The sequence below is a fragment of the Cohnella sp. LGH genome, from assembly GCF_017671885.1.
GTDB classification, from domain to species: Bacteria; Bacillota; Bacilli; order Paenibacillales; family Paenibacillaceae; genus Cohnella; species Cohnella phaseoli.
This window is the reverse complement of sequence record NZ_CP072117.1, coordinates 3,843,376-3,860,403: the sequence shown is the minus strand read 5'-3', so window position 1 is coordinate 3,860,403 and position 17,028 is coordinate 3,843,376. Positions and strand designations below refer to the sequence as shown.

19 protein-coding genes are annotated in these 17,028 nt (G+C 56.6%); all 19 read left to right on the top strand.

What is annotated here, in order from left to right:
* The 19 genes from J4772_RS16510 (at position 1) to proS (ending at position 16,881) form a co-directional block, all read left to right on the top strand.
* On the top strand, positions 1–2,088 hold the full coding sequence (locus J4772_RS16510; protein WP_209076210.1) for a chemotaxis protein CheA: 2,088 nt from the start codon (positions 1–3) through the stop codon (positions 2,086–2,088).
* Positions 2,089–2,116: 28 nt separating this feature from the next.
* Positions 2,117–2,578 (top strand): chemotaxis protein CheW, encoded by a 462-nt coding sequence (locus J4772_RS16505; protein ID WP_116059537.1) that lies wholly within the window; start codon positions 2,117–2,119, stop codon positions 2,576–2,578.
* A 3-nt stretch (positions 2,579–2,581) separates the two neighbouring features.
* Positions 2,582–3,199: a chemotaxis protein CheC gene (locus J4772_RS16500; protein ID WP_116059538.1), complete on the top strand. Its 618-nt coding sequence runs from the start codon at positions 2,582–2,584 to the stop codon at positions 3,197–3,199.
* Positions 3,199–3,693 carry a chemotaxis protein CheD gene (locus J4772_RS16495; RefSeq protein ID WP_116059539.1) on the top strand — a complete coding sequence of 165 codons (495 nt, stop codon included), beginning with the start codon at positions 3,199–3,201 and terminating at the stop codon, positions 3,691–3,693. The genes J4772_RS16500 and J4772_RS16495 overlap by 1 nt, the downstream gene beginning before the upstream one ends.
* A gap of 2 nt (positions 3,694–3,695) precedes the next feature.
* Positions 3,696–4,124 (top strand): hypothetical protein, encoded by a 429-nt coding sequence (locus J4772_RS16490; RefSeq protein WP_209076209.1) that lies wholly within the window; start codon positions 3,696–3,698, stop codon positions 4,122–4,124.
* A gap of 16 nt (positions 4,125–4,140) precedes the next feature.
* Positions 4,141–4,929, top strand: coding sequence for a FliA/WhiG family RNA polymerase sigma factor (locus J4772_RS16485; RefSeq protein ID WP_116059541.1), 789 nt, complete (start codon positions 4,141–4,143; stop codon positions 4,927–4,929).
* A 15-nt stretch (positions 4,930–4,944) separates the two neighbouring features.
* A complete protein-coding gene (locus J4772_RS16480) occupies positions 4,945–6,360 on the top strand; it encodes a flagellar assembly protein A (RefSeq protein ID WP_209076207.1) in 1,416 nt (471 codons plus the stop codon).
* A 22-nt stretch (positions 6,361–6,382) separates the two neighbouring features.
* Positions 6,383–6,703, top strand: a complete 321-nt coding sequence (locus J4772_RS16475; RefSeq protein ID WP_116059543.1) for a hypothetical protein — start codon at positions 6,383–6,385, stop codon at positions 6,701–6,703.
* On the top strand, positions 6,687–7,349 hold the full coding sequence (locus J4772_RS16470; RefSeq protein ID WP_209076205.1) for a hypothetical protein: 663 nt from the start codon (positions 6,687–6,689) through the stop codon (positions 7,347–7,349). Before J4772_RS16475 ends, J4772_RS16470 begins: the two co-directional genes overlap by 17 nt.
* Positions 7,342–7,932, top strand: a complete 591-nt coding sequence (locus tag J4772_RS16465; RefSeq protein WP_209076203.1) for a hypothetical protein — start codon at positions 7,342–7,344, stop codon at positions 7,930–7,932. The genes J4772_RS16470 and J4772_RS16465 overlap by 8 nt, the downstream gene beginning before the upstream one ends.
* A 356-nt stretch (positions 7,933–8,288) precedes the next feature.
* Positions 8,289–8,987: a 30S ribosomal protein S2 gene (gene rpsB / locus J4772_RS16460; RefSeq protein ID WP_116059546.1), complete on the top strand. Its 699-nt coding sequence runs from the start codon at positions 8,289–8,291 to the stop codon at positions 8,985–8,987.
* Between the two features lie 144 nt (positions 8,988–9,131).
* Positions 9,132–9,782, top strand: coding sequence for a translation elongation factor Ts (gene tsf / locus J4772_RS16455; protein WP_116059547.1), 651 nt, complete (start codon positions 9,132–9,134; stop codon positions 9,780–9,782).
* A gap of 67 nt (positions 9,783–9,849) precedes the next feature.
* Entirely contained in the window at positions 9,850–10,578 is a 729-nt protein-coding gene (gene pyrH / locus J4772_RS16450; RefSeq protein WP_116059548.1) for a UMP kinase, read from the top strand.
* Positions 10,578–11,132: a ribosome recycling factor gene (gene frr, locus J4772_RS16445; RefSeq protein ID WP_209076202.1), complete on the top strand. Its 555-nt coding sequence runs from the start codon at positions 10,578–10,580 to the stop codon at positions 11,130–11,132. Before pyrH ends, frr begins: the two co-directional genes overlap by 1 nt.
* A 90-nt stretch (positions 11,133–11,222) precedes the next feature.
* A complete protein-coding gene (locus tag J4772_RS16440; protein WP_116059550.1) occupies positions 11,223–12,026 on the top strand; it encodes an undecaprenyl pyrophosphate synthase in 804 nt (267 codons plus the stop codon).
* Between the two features lie 4 nt (positions 12,027–12,030).
* Positions 12,031–12,822 carry a phosphatidate cytidylyltransferase gene (locus J4772_RS16435; protein ID WP_209076200.1) on the top strand — a complete coding sequence of 264 codons (792 nt, stop codon included), beginning with the start codon at positions 12,031–12,033 and terminating at the stop codon, positions 12,820–12,822.
* Positions 12,823–12,869: 47 nt separating this feature from the next.
* Positions 12,870–14,012: a 1-deoxy-D-xylulose-5-phosphate reductoisomerase gene (locus J4772_RS16430; protein WP_209076198.1), complete on the top strand. Its 1,143-nt coding sequence runs from the start codon at positions 12,870–12,872 to the stop codon at positions 14,010–14,012.
* A 110-nt stretch (positions 14,013–14,122) separates the two neighbouring features.
* Entirely contained in the window at positions 14,123–15,385 is a 1,263-nt protein-coding gene (gene rseP, locus J4772_RS16425; RefSeq protein ID WP_209076196.1) for an RIP metalloprotease RseP, read from the top strand.
* A 47-nt stretch (positions 15,386–15,432) separates the two neighbouring features.
* Entirely contained in the window at positions 15,433–16,881 is a 1,449-nt protein-coding gene (gene proS, locus J4772_RS16420) for a proline--tRNA ligase (RefSeq protein WP_209076194.1), read from the top strand.
* Positions 16,882–17,028: the final 147 nt, after the last annotated feature.

Sequence of the window (17,028 nt, the reverse complement as noted above, 5' to 3'; positions counted from 1 at the left end):
ATGGAAATGAATCAGTACATGTCCATGTTTATCGACGAGTCCAACGATCACTTGCAAGCGCTAAATGAAAATATGCTTCGGTTGGAGCAGCAGCCGGAGGATATCGGCATCGTGCAGGTCATCTTCCGTTCCGCGCACACGTTAAAAGGGATGTCCGCGACAATGGGGTTCGAGGATCTGGCCTCGCTGACCCACGAGATGGAGAACGTGCTTGATCTCGTTCGCAACGAGAAGCTCAGCATGAACGGTCATATTTTCGATACGTTGTTCAAATGTCTGGATGCGCTCGAAGCGATGGTTCAGGACATTGTCGGCGGAGGAACGGGCAAAGGGGAAGTCGGCGAACTGGTCGAACGGCTGAAAGGCATCGTCAAAGGCGATATCGGAGCCGCTGCGCCGGCATCCGGGACGTCCGCGTCGGCTCAAGCCGCTGCAGCGCTGCCCGCTTCGCTCGTACTCGATCAATATCAGCTGTCCGTTCTCGCGCAATCGATCGAGGGCGGGCATAGCGCCTACTTCATCGAGGTGAAGGTGCGCGAGGATTGCTTGCTGAAAGCGGCCAGAGCTTATATGGTGTTCGACGTGCTCGAGAGAAACGGCGAGGTCGTCAAGTCCTACCCTTCCGTTCAAGAGATCGAGCAGGAGCAATTCGACCGCAGCTTCTCCGTCTACTACATCACCCAGACGCAAGAACAGACGCTGCAGGAGCAGCTTTCCAAAGTATCGGAGATTGAAGCCGTCACGTTGAACCTGGTGGACAAAGCCTCCCTTCAGGAGATGGAGAACAATTTGCGAGCTCCGGGGAAGAGCGACGCCGCGCAGGAAGCGGCCGCTGCTGCGGCTCCCGCTCAGACGGCGGCGCCGCAAGCCGCGCCCGCTCCGGACAAGAGCGCGGCTCGTCCGGCGGCTCCGGCGGCATCATCCGGCAGCGCAGCTCCCCGTACGATCCGGGTCGATATCGAGCGGCTTGACACGCTGATGAACCTGTTCAGCGAAATGCTTATCGACCGCGTCCGCCTCGAGCAGCTTGCCTTCGAAATCCGCCGCAACGACTTGACGGAGACAGTGGAGCATATGGCTCGCGTCAGCGCCGACCTGCAGAACATCGTGCTTAAGCTGCGCATGGTGCCCGTGGAGAGCGTCTTTAACCGTTTTCCTCGCATGGTTAGAGATTTGGCGAAATCGTTGGACAAGAAAGTCGATCTGGTCGTCGTCGGCGCCGAAACGGAGCTCGATCGCACCGTCATTGATGAGATCGGCGATCCGCTCGTGCACTTGATTCGCAACTCGGTCGACCATGGCGTCGAATCGATCTCGGACCGTCTGGCGCAGGGCAAGCCGGAGACGGGAACTGTCGTGCTGAGGGCGTTCCACAGCGGCAATCATGTATTTATCGAGATCGAGGACGACGGCAAAGGCATCAATCGTCCTAAAGTGCTCGAGACAGCGATCAAGCGAGGCGTCGTTACGCCGGAAGAGGCGAAGGCGCTCAGCGACGATGAGACGAACATGCTGTTATTCGCTGCCGGCTTCAGTACGGCGGACAAAGTATCGGACATCTCCGGGCGCGGCGTCGGGCTCGACGTCGTCAAGTCGAAGATAACTTCCTTGGGCGGCAATGTCAGCGTGACGTCTTCGCTGGGCAAAGGGACGAAGTTCTCGATCCAACTGCCGCTAACGCTCTCGATTATCGCGGCGATGCTGATCAAGCAAGGCTCGGAGAAATACGCGTTCCCGCTGTCTTCAATCGTCGAGACGGGCTCGATCAAGCGTTCGGACATACGCAGCCTGCACGGCAGCAGCATGATCGATTATCGCCAATCGATCATCCCCGTCATTTCGTTGTCGCAGCTTATCGATTCGCCGGATTATCGCGACGACGACGAGAGCGAAACCGAAATGCTCGTCGTCCGCAAAGGGGACAAGCTCGCGGCCATTCTCGTCGACGAGTTCATCGGCCAGAGCGAGATCGTGCTGAAGCCGCTAGGCAAATATTTGGCCGGCGTCAAAGGCGTCGTTTCGGGAGCGACGATACTCGGGGACGGGCAAGTCGCCTTGATCGTGGATCCTAACTCCATTATTAAATAACAGTCCGGACTCTAAGGAGGAATCATTCATGGCAGAAGAATTGAAAGTGATCGTCTTCACGCTGGCGCAGGAGGAGTACGGAATCGAGGTCGACAAGGTGCGTACGATCGAGCGGATGATGCCGATCACTCGCGTCCCGAAAACGCCGGCGTTCGTGAAGGGCGTCGTCAATTTAAGAGGCGTCGTCATTCCGGTCATCGATCTGCGCGGCCGTTTCGGCTTGAACGAGTCGGACTACACCGAGAATTCCCGCATTATTATCGTTGCGGCAAGCGAGCTTGAAGTCGGCTTTATCGTCGACTCGGCGAACGATGTGCTGGACGTGATGAGCGATGCGATCGAAAATCCTCCGGAAGTGGTCGGCGGAGTGAAGGCGAAATATTTGAGCGGAGTGGCCAAGATCGGGGAGAACCGCCTGCTCATCCTGCTGAACTTGCCGGAAGTGCTTAACCGCAACGAAATCATTCAATTGGAACAGTTCGAGGAATAAGCCGTGAAGCTGTTTAGAAACGATGAGGCTTTTAAGCTGGACGTGCTCCGAGAGGTCGGCAACATTGGCGCAGGCAATGCGGCTACCGCGCTATCGACGCTGCTGAACAAACCGGTGGACATGGCGGTTCCTACCGTAAATCTGCTTCCGTTCGAAGCGATCGCCGAGCGGGTCGGCGGCTCGGAAGCGGTCGTAATTGCGATCTTCCTCCGCGTAGAGGGAGACGCGCCCGGCAATATGTTTTTCATTATCAGCCGAGAGCAGGCGCGACGGCTGTTGCGGGATTTGCTCGGCTTTAGCGCAGGCGAGAACGAAGAATACAGCGAGCTGGAGCTGTCGGCGCTGAACGAGATCGGCAACATTTTGGCCGGTTCGTATTTGTCCTCGCTGGCGGATTTCACCGGCTTGCGGATGTCCCCGACGGTTCCGTCGCTCGCGGTGGACATGGCCGGGGCGATATTAAGCTACGGACTACTTCAATTCGGCACGATGGGCGACGACGCTTTGCTCATCGAGACGACGTTTCTGGAAGGGCAGCAGGAGGCCGAAGGCCATTTCTTCCTTATACCGGACCCGGAGTCGTTCGAGAAGCTCTTTCGTGCGTTAGGAGTGCCGATCTAATGGCCGAAGGCATTTTAATTAAAGTCGGAATGGCTGATTTGAATATCGCGGATGGGGGAGCAGTGCTTAAGACGACAGGGTTGGGATCTTGCGTCGGCTTAACGCTATTCGACCCCGAGCTGCGTATCGGCGGAATGGCGCACATTATGCTGCCGTCCTCCGACATTGCCCGCGAAGGTCAACTCAATATCGCCAAATACGCGGATACGGCAGTCCCGGAGCTTGTGCGAAGGCTGCAGAGCAAGGGCGCGTCGCTTCATCGGATGGTCGCCAAAATGGCCGGAGGCGCGCAAATGTTCGCCTTCATGGGCGGAACGGATACGATGAGAATCGGGCCGCGCAACGTGGAAGCGACGAAGCATGAACTGGATCGATTCTCGATCCGCCTCTTGTCCGAAGACACCGGTGGCAACTATGGCCGAACGGTGGAATTGTACAGTCATAACGGGATTTTTCTTATTCGCAGCGTACAGCATGGGGTAAAGGAGATTTAACGATGAAAGGTTCCTGGCGATTCACAATCGGATTCGGAGCGTTCGGAGCGCTGCTCATCTGCTTGCTCTCATTATCGAACAATCCGCTGGGAACGTCGCTGCTCAGAGGCCTATACGCTTTTCTGGCGTTTGCCGCATTGGCGCTTTTTGTCGGCTTCGTGCTTGGGCAGCTGCTTGCTACTGGCAAGCCGGCGCCAAGCGGAGCCGAGGTTCCGTCCGACCGCGGCAGCGTGCTCGATCTGACGATTCCGGACGAAGGAGAAGCCTTGTCGGAGATGATGAAGGAGCAATGGGCGGACGGCAAGTCGGCAACGGCAACAGACGGGGAGGCCATGAGCTTCCAGCCTCTGCAGCCCAAGCGGGTGGTGTCGCTCGATAATCCGAATCCGGAGGAAGTGGCTCAGGCGATACGGCGCCTGACGGACGAATAAGGATGGTGAGGCTAAAATGGTCGATCAAACACGTTCCCGGTTATCCCATCAAGATTTGTGGCAGCAATGGAAAGACGACGCGGACCCGGATGCGAGAAAAAAGCTGATCGAACACTATTTGCCGCTCGTAGATTACGTCTCAAGCCGTATGGCGGTGGGTTTGCCTAAAAATGTGACGAAAGACGACCTGGCGAGTAATGGGGCCATGGGACTGATCGACGCGATCGAGAAGTTCGATTATCGGCGCGGTTTGCAATTCGAGACGTATGCTTCATGGAGAATCAGAGGGGCGATCATCGATGGGCTTCGGCAAGGAGATTGGGTGCCCCGCTCGGTTCGTGACAAAGCGAAAAAAATCGAGGACGCTTATGCGGTGCTGGAGCAGCAGCATTTAAGATCTGCTTCGGATGACGAAATATGCGACTTTTTGAATATTAGCAACAAAGAGTTTCAGCAAATGCTCCAGGAGGTTGCAGTCGCGGCCGTATTTTCTCTCGAAGATCCGATCCGGGAAGAAGAATCCGAGACCCGTCTGTCGCTGCTCGTCGACGACAAAGCGGTCAGCCCGGAATCCAAAGTTCACGAGACGTATTTGAAAGACTCTCTGAAATACGGCATCGAGAAACTCACAGAGAAAGAACGGATCGTCATTTCTCTGTTCTATTACGAAGATTTGTCTTTAAGCGAGATCGCTGAAGTGATGTGCCTGTCGCCATCGAGAATATCCCAATTGCATTCCAAAGCGATTTTGAGGCTTCGCGGAGCGCTCGCGAAACATAAGGAACAACTGCTTCAAAACGGATAATAGGGGGCATTGACGATGTCTGACACTGGAAGCTTCTCCATGGAGGAGGGGCTGCAAGTTACGATTTCCGATGACAAAATGAATGCATTTCTAGTTTTTAAGCGAGTGGAAAGCGACCCGAAGTTTACCGCCCGCGATCTGGAGCAATACTTGGCGTCGCAGGGCGTTAAGTCGGGGCTGCAGTCGGACGCGATCTACTTGATCTCGCAACGGCCGCAGGACTTCTATTTTTCGCAAAACGTCGTCGCTGTCGGCAAGCCGCCGGCGCCGGGCAAAGACGGCTATATCAAGCAGATGTTCGGCGAAGAGGAAGAAGAGAGCCGAAGTCCCGTCGAGCGCGAGGACGGAAGCGTCGATTACAAGCAGGTCACCAAGCTTGCCAACGTGAAGGCGGGGCAGCTGATTGCCGAGAGAGTGCCAGCCGAACCGGGCGTTCCGGGCAAAACCGTCACCGGAGAGGAAATTCCTCCGAAGGACGGCAAGGAGGTTCACTTCAAAATCGGCAAAAACGTCGTCGTTAATCCCGAGAAAATCGCGATGTATGCGGCGATCGACGGCCTCGTGACGAAGACGGACAAGGACAAGCTGAACGTATTTCCCGTTTATGAAGTGAACGGCGACGTGGACTACAATATCGGCAATATCGACTTTGTCGGCACAGTCGTCGTCCGCGGCAATATTTTGACCGGCTTTCGCGTCAAAGCTTCGGGGGACATTCGGGTAACGGGCGGCATCGAAGGCGCCGAGGTCGAGTCCGACGGTTCGATCGAAGTGACCGGCGGAATTATCGGATCGAACAAAGGATTTGTGAAGGCCGGTCGCAACGTTCGCTGTTCCTTTGTTCAGGAAGGGAACGTCATTGCCGGCGAGGACGTTCTGGTGACCCAGAGCATTATGCACTCGAACGTCCGCGCCGGCAAATCGGTCAAATGTCTGGGAGCCAAAGGGCTGATCGTAGGCGGCACGATTCAGGCGGGAGAACGGGTAACGGCGAGAATGATCGGCAATTCGATGTCGACGGCGACCGTCGTCGAGGTGGGCGTTAGGCCGGAGCTTCGTCAGGAGCTCGGAGAATTGCGAGCGACGATGCGTCAGCAATCCGAGAACTTGGACAAGACGGCGAAAGCGCTGTCTATGCTGGATCAGATGGCCGCGGCCGGTCAGCTTAGCGGAGATAAGCTGGCGCTGCGGGTTAAGCTGACGGCGACGAAGCGTCAGACGACCGAGGATCTGCAGCAGGCCAAAGAGCGCGTGCTGGAAATCGAGAAGACGCTGGAAGACGCGACGTCGGCGCGGGTGGATGCGGTTCATACACTATGGGGCGGTACGAAAATCGTGATCGGAAGATATACGCGATTCGTGAAGGATGCTTGCCAAAGAGTCACTTTTCGGTTTTCGGACGGGGATATCGCCATGGTTCCTTTCTATTGATCCCAAGATGAGGTGATGCGGCGTGAGCTACAAACCGATCGATATGCAAGTGTCTATGCCTCGTTCCGTGGAGATGACGCCGCTGCAGCACCATCAGCAGCAGCGCTCGGCTACGGAGCAGAGCTTGCTTGGTCAGCAGGCGATGAAGACGGCGGAGCAGAACGCGGCGAGAAGCGCGAAGACGGAAGCGGCGGAGGGCGGAACCATCTCGGAGCGCGACCCTCGCGAAAGAAACAAACGCGACCGCGGAGCGAAGAAAAATTCGTCCCAGGATCAGGCCATAGAGGAAAGCAAAGTCCCGGAGCACCCGTATAAGGGAAAACATATTGATTTTATGGGCTGACGGCAACTGGAACGGCAAGGCGAGAGGAGAATTCAGGGTGGAACCGTGGTTTTATATTGTTGCGTTCGGAACCGCGATTGCCGGGTTTGCGTGGATGACGCCCAAATCCGGCGACGCCGGTCCCAAGCAGGAGTTCGTCACCGAAGAATCGTACAACCGACTGCTCGAGGATCTGGAGGTGGAGAACGGCGAGCTGCTGGACGCGGTCGCCAAGTTCAAACGCGAGCATGACGGCACGGTCGAGAAGCTCGGACGCAGAATCGTCGAGCTGGAGCAGCAGATGAAGTCGTTGTCGGAACAGCCCCGATACTCCGAAGCGCCAGCGGATTTCACCCCCACGGCTTTGCCTCCTTCTGCGTTATCCGATCAGCAGATCCATGCGTACAGTCTTGAGGAAGCTTCATTGAAAGACGATTCGGCCGCTTCGCCAACCGCCGTCTCCGATGAGGAAGCGGCGCAGCCGGAACTAGTGAACGATTCTGAGCCGGAATACGCGCCGACGACGATTCGCGGGCGGTATGCGGAACTGCTCGGCATGCACGAGACGGGCAAGTCCGTCGAGCAAATCGCCAAGGCGACCGGTATGAACAAGGGCGAAGTACAGCTCATTTTGCAATTGGTCAAACGGGAGGAGCAGCATGCGTAAACATCGGAGCTGGCTGATGGGATTCGGAATCGGATTGATTGTCGGCGCGATTATGCTGCAGATGATTCTGTTCGCCGAGAAGCAGGATGCGCCTCTAGCCAAAGAGCCGCTGAAAGCGGAGGAGCTTGCCGACGAAGCGAAGAAGGCAGGTTTGCTGTTGTTGACGCCGGAGCAGTTGGACGCCCGCGTCAACGAGGCGAGGGCGGAGGCCAACGGAAGCGGAGCCGAAGGGCAGGAAGGCGCCTCAGGCCAGCCGGACGACGCCTCGGAGAAACAGCCGGTCGCAGAGAAACCGGAAGCCTCGGAGTCGAACGCGCCGGCTTCCGAGACGCCATCCGCCGGACAGAACGAGGCGAATCCCGCTAGCGAAACGGAGCCGCAGGAGGTATCTTTATACGTTAGCTACGGGATGAGCTTGACCGAAGTCGGAGAAGAACTGCAAAAGCTGGGCGCAATCGACGACGTTAAGGAGTTTATTGAGGAGACGCGCCCGGTGGCCGCGAAGATGAGGGTCGGGACGATCGTACTTAAGGGGAGACCAACCTATCAGGAGATTATGGACGAACTCGTACGCAAAAAGTGATAAGGTAGTTCAAAAAGTCCGATTTTGATCACGAAGTGATGTCAGGAAGCGGATTCGACATCGAATCTTGAACTCAGCCGGATCTTCCGGTACTCACGTAGCTACTACGCTTGGCGATCGCTTCCTCATCACCGGTCTTCGTCCAACCTTCCCAATTTTGATATAAGAAAATTGCCGGCGCAACGCGTCGAACCATTGCGCGACGGTTGGCGATATGGTATATTATTTCTCGGTGTAAAAAACACACGCTTTTCAATTCTGTCAACGGTGCTTGTTCGGCGAATGCGGACGAGTTTTGGCGGAAAACGCGAGAAGCGGCGGATGATTCACCAAAAACCATTAGGAGGTGCAGGAAGATGGCAGTTATTTCCATGAAGCAATTGCTCGAAGCGGGCGTGCACTTCGGTCACCAAACACGTCGTTGGAACCCGAAGATGGATAAGTACATCTTTACTGAACGTAACGGCATTTACATTATCGATTTGCAGAAAACGGTTAAGAAAGTCGACGAGGCGTACAACTTCGTGCGTCAACTCGCAGAGAACGGCGGAACGATGCTGTTCGTAGGAACGAAGAAGCAAGCGCAAGACTCCGTTAAGGAAGAAGCGGAGCGCAGCGGCCAATACTACATCAACCAACGTTGGTTGGGTGGTACGCTGACGAACTTCTCCACGATCCAGAAGCGTACGGATCGTCTGCACCAACTCGAGAAGTGGGAACAGGACGGCACGTTCGAAGTGTTGCCGAAGAAAGAAGTTATCATTCTCCGCAAGGAAATGGAGCGTCTTGAGAAATTCCTCGGCGGTATCAAGAACATGCGCAGACTGCCTGACGCCCTGTTCATCATCGATCCGCGCAAAGAGCGCATCGCGGTTGCGGAAGCTCGCAAGCTGGGCATCCCGATTGTCGGCATCGTCGACACGAACTGCGATCCGGACGAGATCGACTACGTTATCCCTGGTAACGATGACGCGATCCGTGCGGTTAAGCTGTTGACGGCCAAGATGGCCGACGCGATCGTCGAATCCCGTCAAGGCGAAGAGACGACGGCTTAATCAAGAAAATTCCGGTTCGAACATACAGTTACGATCGAAGGGTGGTCAGAAGGGTAACTTCTCACCGCCCTTTTTTTCCAAAAAAAATGATCAGCCTCACCTGCGCTTGCAGGCGCGGGGAGCCTATATTCAGGAGGAGTTCCCATGGCAATTAGTGCAGCAGACGTTAAAACGCTCCGCGAAAGAACAGGAGCAGGCATGTTGGATTGTAAGAAGGCGCTGGAGGAAGCAAACGGCGATCTGACGAAAGCATCCGAGCTTCTTCGCGAGAAGGGTCTTGCAGCGGCAGCTAAGAAGGGCGACCGCATTGCGACTGAAGGCGTCGTAGAATCTTACATCCACGCTGGCGGCCGCATCGGCGTTCTTGTCGAAGTTAACTGCGAAACCGACTTCGTAGCAAAGACGGACCAGTTCCGCGCATTCGTGAAAGACATCGCGATGCAAATCGCTGCAGCTAACCCGAAATTCCTGGCTCGCGAAGAAGTGTCTCAAGCAGAGCTGGACAAAGAGAAAGAAATTCTTCGCAACCAAGCGCTGAACGAAGGCAAGCCGGAAAAAATCGTCGACAAAATGGTCGAAGGCCGCATGAACAAATATTACGAAGAAAACTGTCTGATGGAGCAAGTGTTCGTTAAGGACCAAGAGAAAACGATCACTGAGCTGCTGAACGAGAAAATCGCGGCAATCGGCGAGAAAATCTCCATCCGCAGATTCGCTCGCTACGAGCTGGGCGAAGGTTTGGAGAAGAAGACGGAAAACTTTGCGGAAGAAGTTATGGCGCAAGTCAACCAATAAGATTTATCGATCCGGGAACACGGCGTGTTCCCTCTTTTTTAAATATGCATGCTGGAGGTACAAAACGTTGGAACGTCCCGTTTATAAACGCGTGGTATTAAAGGTGAGCGGCGAGTCTCTGTCTGGCAACAACGGTTACGGCATCGACGCGGCGACGATTCTGTCGATCGCGGAGCAGATCAAGGAAGTGATCGAGCTGGGCGTCGAAGTGGCAATCGTCTGCGGCGGCGGCAACATTTGGCGCGGCATTGCGGGCAGCCAGAAGGGGATCGATCGCGCGACGGCGGACTACATGGGCATGCTCGCTACGGTTATGAACTCGTTGGCGCTGCAGGATGCGCTGGAACAGATGGACGTGCCGAGTCGCGTGCAGACGTCAATCGCCATGCAGCAGATCGCGGAGCCGTATATCCGCAGACGCGCCATCCGGCATCTGGAGAAGGGACGTGTCGTCATTTTCGCTGCTGGAACGGGCAATCCGTTCTTCTCGACGGATACGACTGCGGCGCTTCGCGCGGCGGAGATCGAGGCCGAAGTCATTCTGATGGCCAAGAACAAAGTCGATGGCGTCTACAGCGCAGATCCGTTCAAAGATCCAGGCGCGGAGAAGTACGAGCAGCTCACCTACATGGACGTGCTCAACAAAAACCTTGGCGTCATGGATTCGACAGCATCCTCATTATGCATGGATAACAATATTCCGCTTCTGGTATTCGCAATTACGGAGCAAGGCAATATTAAACGTGCCGTCATGGGCGAGAAAATCGGCACGATCGTAAAGGGGAGCATGAACTAATGCCGCAAGCGATTAAAAAAGACGCCGAAGAACGCATGGAGAAGGCGTTGGGCGCGTTAAAGCGCGACTTAGTGACTCTGAGAGCGGGCCGCGCGTCGGCCGCAATGCTGGATCGGGTACAAGCCGACTACTATGGCTCGCTTACTCCGATCAATCAGATGGGCGCGATCAATACGCCGGATACCCGTACGCTTACAATTACGCCATGGGATAAGACGGCACTGTCCGCCATCGAGAAAGCGATCCTGAAATCGGATCTAGGCCTCACGCCGGCGAACGACGGTTCGATCATTCGGCTGAACATTCCGCCGCTGACGGAGGAACGCCGCGCTGAGCTGGCCAAATCGACGAAGAAGTTCGGCGAAGAGGCGAAGGTGGCGATCCGCAACATTCGCCGCGATGCCAACGACGAGATCAAGAAAAAAGAAAAAGGCGAAATTTCCGAGGACGAGTCGCGTCGCCATCAGGACGACGTGCAGAAGCTGACGGACAAGTTCGTTGCTGAAGTAGATAAAATTTTGGCCGCTAAAGAAAAAGAAATTATGGAAGTGTAAAGGGTAAGCGCACGACCCCTCCGCAAGGGGGGGTTATTCTCTTTTTGATTGGCTGCAGGATGAGGTGTCGCTACTTAGGGGGAAGCAAAGATGGGTTTGTTCGGAGAATGGCTCCGTAAGCTGCGCGTCGGGGCGTTCACGGCAGAAAAAGTTGCGGAACGGGAACGGTCGGAAGACGGCGAGTTTCCGTCGGGCGACAATATTCCGAAACACGTAGCGATCATTATGGACGGGAACGGCCGCTGGGCGAAGATGAGAGGACTTCCCCGGATTGCCGGACACCATAACGGAATGAAGGCCGTGAAACGCATTACGAAAGCCGCCGACCGCGCCGGCATTGAGGTGCTGACGCTGTACGCCTTCTCCACGGAAAACTGGAAAAGGCCGAAGGCCGAAGTCGAATTTCTGATGAAGCTGCCTCAGGAATTTCTGTCGATCGAGCTGGAGGAATTGATCGAGAACAACGTTCAGGTTCGTATGATGGGCGATCGCGGGCAGCTCCCGTCTCATACGGTGGCTGCGGTCGAAGAAGCGGTCCGACGGACCGCGCACAATACGGGTCTCATTCTGAACTTTGCCCTGAACTACGGAAGCAGGCACGAAATGCTGGAGGCGGTCAGGGAGATTGCCCGTCAGGCGGCTGCCGGGCAGCTCGACCCGGAAAAGCTGCAGGAAGCCGATTTCGCGAGCCGACTATTGAGCAGCGAGCTGCCCGATCCGGATCTGCTGATCCGAACGAGCGGCGAGCTGCGGCTCAGCAACTTTATGCTGTGGCAGGCGGCTTATAGCGAATTCTGGTTCACCGACGTGTTCTGGCCGGAATTCAGCGAGCGGCATCTGTACGAGGCGATCAGAGAATATCAGCGGCGCGCGCGCCGCTACGGAGGGCTGTGACGGTATGGGTCAGCGGATCGTTACCGGCGTCGTCGCCGGGGCGATATTCATCGGTTTATTGGTCGCGGGAGGCTGGTATTATAGCGGGCTGCTATTGGCCATGGCGATTATCGGATACTGGGAATTCGCAAGGCTGAACGGGCAGGCATGGACGCGTCCGGACGTGTTGGTCGGCTTCGTAGCGACGCTGCTGATCGCCTTGCCCGGTCTTCCGTTCGGGGGCGAACTGCCGCCGCTGGGGACGACCGTATGGCTGCTCATGTTCGTGCTGCTGGCCGCAACGGTATTCAGCAAAAATCGTATTCAGCTCGAAAATGCCAGCGTGCTGTTCCTCGGAGCAGTCTATGTGGGCATGGGATTTCATTACATGGCGGCGACGAGAGAACTGGAGCACGGCATATTCTGGTCGGCGCTTGCGTTCGCTTGTATCTGGGCGTCCGACGCTGGGGCGTATTTCGTAGGCAAGGCGATCGGGCGGACGAAGCTGTGGCCTTCGATCAGCCCGAACAAGACGATCGAGGGCGCGCTTGGCGGCCTTGCGATCGCAGTCCTGGTCGGCCTGATCTTCGCTTACACACAGCCGGAATGGCTCGGCTACGGACGTGCGGCGTTGATCGGCCTGACGGCAGCGGTCGCCGGACAGTTGGGCGATCTGATCCAGTCCGCGTACAAGCGGTTCCGCGGCGTGAAGGATTCCGGCCAACTGCTGCCGGGACACGGCGGAGTGCTGGACAGAACGGACAGCTGGCTGATCGTGTTTCCGCTCGTCCATCTGCTTGGGCTGTTGGCAGGATAATCCGGCGATCGACTACATAAACATAGAGTGGACAGCGGAGGTTGACTATGAAAAAAATAGCCGTACTCGGCAGCACGGGCTCGATCGGTACTCAGACGCTCGACGTGCTCTCGCGTCGTCCGGAGGATTACGAGGTCGTAGGTCTGGCGGCTGGAGCCAACATCGGCTTGCTGCTTGAGCAGGTGCAGCAATTTAAGCCGCGCTGGGTGTCCGCCGGCACTGCGGAACTGGCCGCGCAGGTCAGGGCGGAAGCGCCTTCGGACGTTCGCGTCGTGCACGGAGAGAAAGGATTGCGGCAGATTGCGGGCGAATCGGGCGCCAACTACGTCGTATGCGCGCTAGTTGGCAGCCTTGGGCTGACTTCGACTCTGGCGGCAATTGAGGCGGGCGCGGATATCGGTCTGGCCAACAAAGAGACGCTCGTGACGGCAGGGCATCTCGTGATGAGCCGCGCGAGGGAGAAGGGCGTCTCCATTCTGCCGGTCGACAGCGAGCATTCGGCGATTTTCCAGTGCTTAAACGGGGAACCGGCGAAGGCGATCAAACGGCTGATGCTCACCGCTTCCGGAGGAAGCTTCCGCGATCTCGGGCGCGAACAACTGAAGAACGTCACGGTCGAGGACGCGTTGAAGCATCCGAACTGGAGTATGGGCGCCAAGGTCACGATCGATTCGGCGACGATGGCCAACAAAGGGCTTGAAGTGATTGAAGCCCACTGGCTGTTCGATCTGCCGTACGATCAGATTGACGTAGTGCTGCATCCGGAGAGCATCGTCCATTCGATGGTCGAATTCGTCGACACGAGCGTTATCGCGCAGCTCGGCAATCCCGACATGCGCGTGCCGATCCAATACGCGCTTACCTATCCGGAGCGCGCCCTTTCCCCAGCTTCGCCGCTTGATCTGCTGAAGCAGGGCGCTCTGCATTTCAGGCCGATGAGCTTCGAACGTTATCCTTGCTTGCGTCTCGCTTACGAGTCCGGTAGAGCGGGAGGCACTGCAACGACGGTGTTTAACGCGGCGAACGAGGTTGCCGTCGCACGGTTTCTTCGTGGCGAAATTTCCTTCCTGGCGATCGAGGAAACGATTGAGCGCACGCTCGCGAAGCATGTCTCGTTACCGTCTCCGAGCCTGGAGGCGATTCTCGAGACGGACGCTTGGGCGCGGCGGGAAGCGGAAGCGGTCGGCTGACCCCTGCGGGCTCGCTTGTAACGGCTCGGACAATAATGTTAATCTAAGATCAGCCGAGCCGGAGCGATACGCCCGGACGGTTGCTTTCGAATCGCAAAGGGGTTGGACAGATGGGAAATTTACAGGTTGCGCTGCTGACGATATTAATGTTTTTCTTGCTCGTTTCCTTGCATGAATGGGGGCACTTCTACTTTGCCCGCAGGGCGGGTATTCTCGTGCGCGAGTTCGCGATCGGCTTCGGCCCTAAGCTGTTCTCCGTGAAGCGAGGGGAAACTCGCTATACGCTGAGGCTGCTTCCGATCGGCGGCTTCGTCCGCATGGCCGGGGAAGACCCCGAGATCGTCGAGGTGCAGCCTGGGCAGACCGTTGCGCTGCGAGTGAAAGACGATAAGGCGACGCGCATTTATTTGGATCGTCTGGACGAACGTTCGGACGTCATGCGCGGAGAAGTGACGGCGCTCGATCTGGAGAAGCATTTATTCATCACGCTGGACATCGATGGCGACATCGAGCGCTATGCCGTCCACCCTCAGGCGCAAGTGATCGCCAAAGGCAGAGAGACGCAGATCGCGCCGCTTGATCGCCAGTTCGGACATAAAACAGTCGGACAGCGAGCTCTCTCGATATTCGCAGGCCCAGTGATGAACTTCGTGCTGGCTTTCGTGCTGTTCGCGCTGTACCTTGTGCTGCAGGGCATACCTGTCGAGAACTCTTCGAAGGTGTTCATCTCCAAGGTGGTGGCAGGCGCACCGGCCGCTCAGTCGGGCATTGAAAAGGGCGACTGGGTCAAGTCGATTAACGGAGAGCCTGTCGGCGGCGATTTGAACACTATGGTGGAGAAAATCAACGAGTCGGCGGGCAAACCGCTTAATCTGGTCGTCGATCGGGACGGCGTGGAGCTGCCGATCAAGGTGACGCCCGATCCGGAGACCGGGAAAATCGGCATTTATCCGATCGGGGAGATGCGCAGCCCCGGCGCAGTGGAGACAATCCGCTTCGCAGGGAATAACATGGTGGAGATGACACAGGTCATTTTCGAAGGGTTCCGCAAGCTGATTTTCGGAGAGTTCAAGCTGGACGACCTGGGCGGCCCGGTCAAGACGACGCAGGTGACGGTGGAAATCGCGCAGCAGGGACTGGCGCAGCTGACGCTGTGGGCCGGCATTCTCAGCCTATACTTAGGCATTTTTAATCTGCTGCCGATCCCGGCATTGGACGGAAGCCGGCTGCTGTTCCTTGGACTGGAGGCGATCCGCGGCAAGCCGATCGATCCAAACCGAGAGAGCATGGTTCATCTCGTCGGATTCGCCATGCTTATGCTGCTGATGATCGTAGTTACGTATAACGATATCGTAGGATTGGTCAAAAATTAAGCCGTGCAAAGCGTTTCGCAAGCCTAATCAGGAGTTGGAGGACCGTCATGTCGAAGGATAAAGGATTCGTAACGGAGATTACGCCTCAAGAGGAGGATTTCTCCCGCTGGTATATCGATGTCATTAAAAAAGCGGAGCTGATGGACTATTCGCCGGTGCGCGGCTGCATCGTGTTCCGTCCGGACGGCTACGAACTATGGGAGAACATGCAGAAGGAGTTGGACCGGCGGTTTAAGGATACGGGGCATCGCAACGCGTATTTCCCGCTGTTTATTCCGGAAAGTTTCTTCACGAAGGAGAAGGAGCATGTGGAGGGCTTTAACCCCGAGCTGCCTTTCGTGACGGAAGCGGGCGGAGAGCAGCTTGAGGAGAAGCTGGCGATTCGTCCGACCTCGGAGACGATGTTCGGCCATATGTACTCGAAGTGGATCAACTCGTATCGCGATCTGCCGTTGCTGATCAACCAGTGGGCCAACGTCGTGCGCTGGGAGAAAAGAACGCTGCCGTTTTTGCGGACAAGCGAGTTTTTGTGGCAGGAAGGCCATACGGCGCACGAGGACGAGGCGGATGCGCGCAGAGAGACGATGCAGATGCTCGACGTGTACACCGACTTCGTGGAGAACGTATTGGCGATTCCGGTCATCAAAGGACAGAAGACGCCTTCGGAGCGTTTTGCCGGAGCGGTGGACACGTATTCCATCGAAGCGATGATGAAGGACGGACGCGCTGTTCAGGCCGGAACGTCGCACTATCTCGGGACGAAGTTTGCTGTAGCTTTCGACATCAAGTATCTAGATCGCGAGAATACTCAGCAATATTGCCATACGACCTCCTGGGGAGTCAGCACGCGTCTGATCGGCGCGTTGATTATGGTGCACGGCGACGATCGTGGCCTTGTCGTTCCGCCTAAGGTGGCGCCGACGCAAGTGGTGATGATTCCGATCGGCCCGCCGAAGACGCGCGAAGTCGTGATCGGCAAGACGGACGAGCTGTACGCACAGCTGAAGGCTGCCGGCATTCGCGTGCGGGTGGACGACCGCGCCGACGTGTCGCCGGGCTGGAAGTTTAACGAATACGAGATGCGCGGCATCCCGATCCGTCTGGAACTCGGCCCGCGCGATCTGGAGAACGGTCAGTGCGTGCTCGTCTCCCGCGTGACCGGCGAGAAGAAGTCGGTCGCTCTGGACAATCTTGTCGCCGAAGTGCAGGCGCTGCTGGAGCAAATCCACACGGACATGTACGAGCGCGCGCAATCGTTCCGCGAAGAGAACTTCTTCTCGGTGGATACGCTGGACGAATACAAAGCGGCGATGGAAGAGAAGCGCGGCTTCGCGCTCGCCGGCTGGTGCGGTTCCGACGCCTGCGAGAAGCAGGTGAAGGAAGAGACCGGCGCGACAAGCCGGAACATTCCGTTCGAGCCGGCCGAGAAGAAGAGCAAATGTCTCGTGTGCGGCGACGCGGCCGAGCACACTGTGGTGTTCGCTCGGGCGTATTGATGGTTTGAAACAGTTGAAGAAGTGCATATATCTCCCGGAGACTGCCTCATACGCTCCTGAAATCACCTTATCACGGGTTTACCTATTCAGATTTCTGGGGCGTATAGCATCGGAGGGAGATATATGCACGGATACAATTTCCGACAG

Bases quoted from the DNA above. Each gene is read 5' to 3' on its own strand.
- J4772_RS16510 (WP_209076210.1), top strand. From the start codon at position 1: ATGGAAATGAATCAGTACATGTCCATGTTTATCGACGAGTCCAACGAT.
- J4772_RS16505 (WP_116059537.1), top strand. From the start codon at position 2,117: ATGGCAGAAGAATTGAAAGTGATCGTCTTCACGCTGGCGCAGGAGGAG.
- J4772_RS16495 (WP_116059539.1), top strand. From the start codon at position 3,199: ATGGCCGAAGGCATTTTAATTAAAGTCGGAATGGCTGATTTGAATATC.
- J4772_RS16490 (WP_209076209.1), top strand. From the start codon at position 3,696: ATGAAAGGTTCCTGGCGATTCACAATCGGATTCGGAGCGTTCGGAGCG.
- J4772_RS16485 (WP_116059541.1), top strand. From the start codon at position 4,141: ATGGTCGATCAAACACGTTCCCGGTTATCCCATCAAGATTTGTGGCAG.
- J4772_RS16480 (WP_209076207.1), top strand. From the start codon at position 4,945: ATGTCTGACACTGGAAGCTTCTCCATGGAGGAGGGGCTGCAAGTTACG.
- J4772_RS16465 (WP_209076203.1), top strand. From the start codon at position 7,342: ATGCGTAAACATCGGAGCTGGCTGATGGGATTCGGAATCGGATTGATT.
- rpsB (WP_116059546.1), top strand. From the start codon at position 8,289: ATGGCAGTTATTTCCATGAAGCAATTGCTCGAAGCGGGCGTGCACTTC.
- tsf (WP_116059547.1), top strand. From the start codon at position 9,132: ATGGCAATTAGTGCAGCAGACGTTAAAACGCTCCGCGAAAGAACAGGA.
- frr (WP_209076202.1), top strand. From the start codon at position 10,578: ATGCCGCAAGCGATTAAAAAAGACGCCGAAGAACGCATGGAGAAGGCG.
- J4772_RS16440 (WP_116059550.1), top strand. From the start codon at position 11,223: ATGGGTTTGTTCGGAGAATGGCTCCGTAAGCTGCGCGTCGGGGCGTTC.
- J4772_RS16435 (WP_209076200.1), top strand. From the start codon at position 12,031: ATGGGTCAGCGGATCGTTACCGGCGTCGTCGCCGGGGCGATATTCATC.
- J4772_RS16430 (WP_209076198.1), top strand. From the start codon at position 12,870: ATGAAAAAAATAGCCGTACTCGGCAGCACGGGCTCGATCGGTACTCAG.
- rseP (WP_209076196.1), top strand. From the start codon at position 14,123: ATGGGAAATTTACAGGTTGCGCTGCTGACGATATTAATGTTTTTCTTG.
- proS (WP_209076194.1), top strand. From the start codon at position 15,433: ATGTCGAAGGATAAAGGATTCGTAACGGAGATTACGCCTCAAGAGGAG.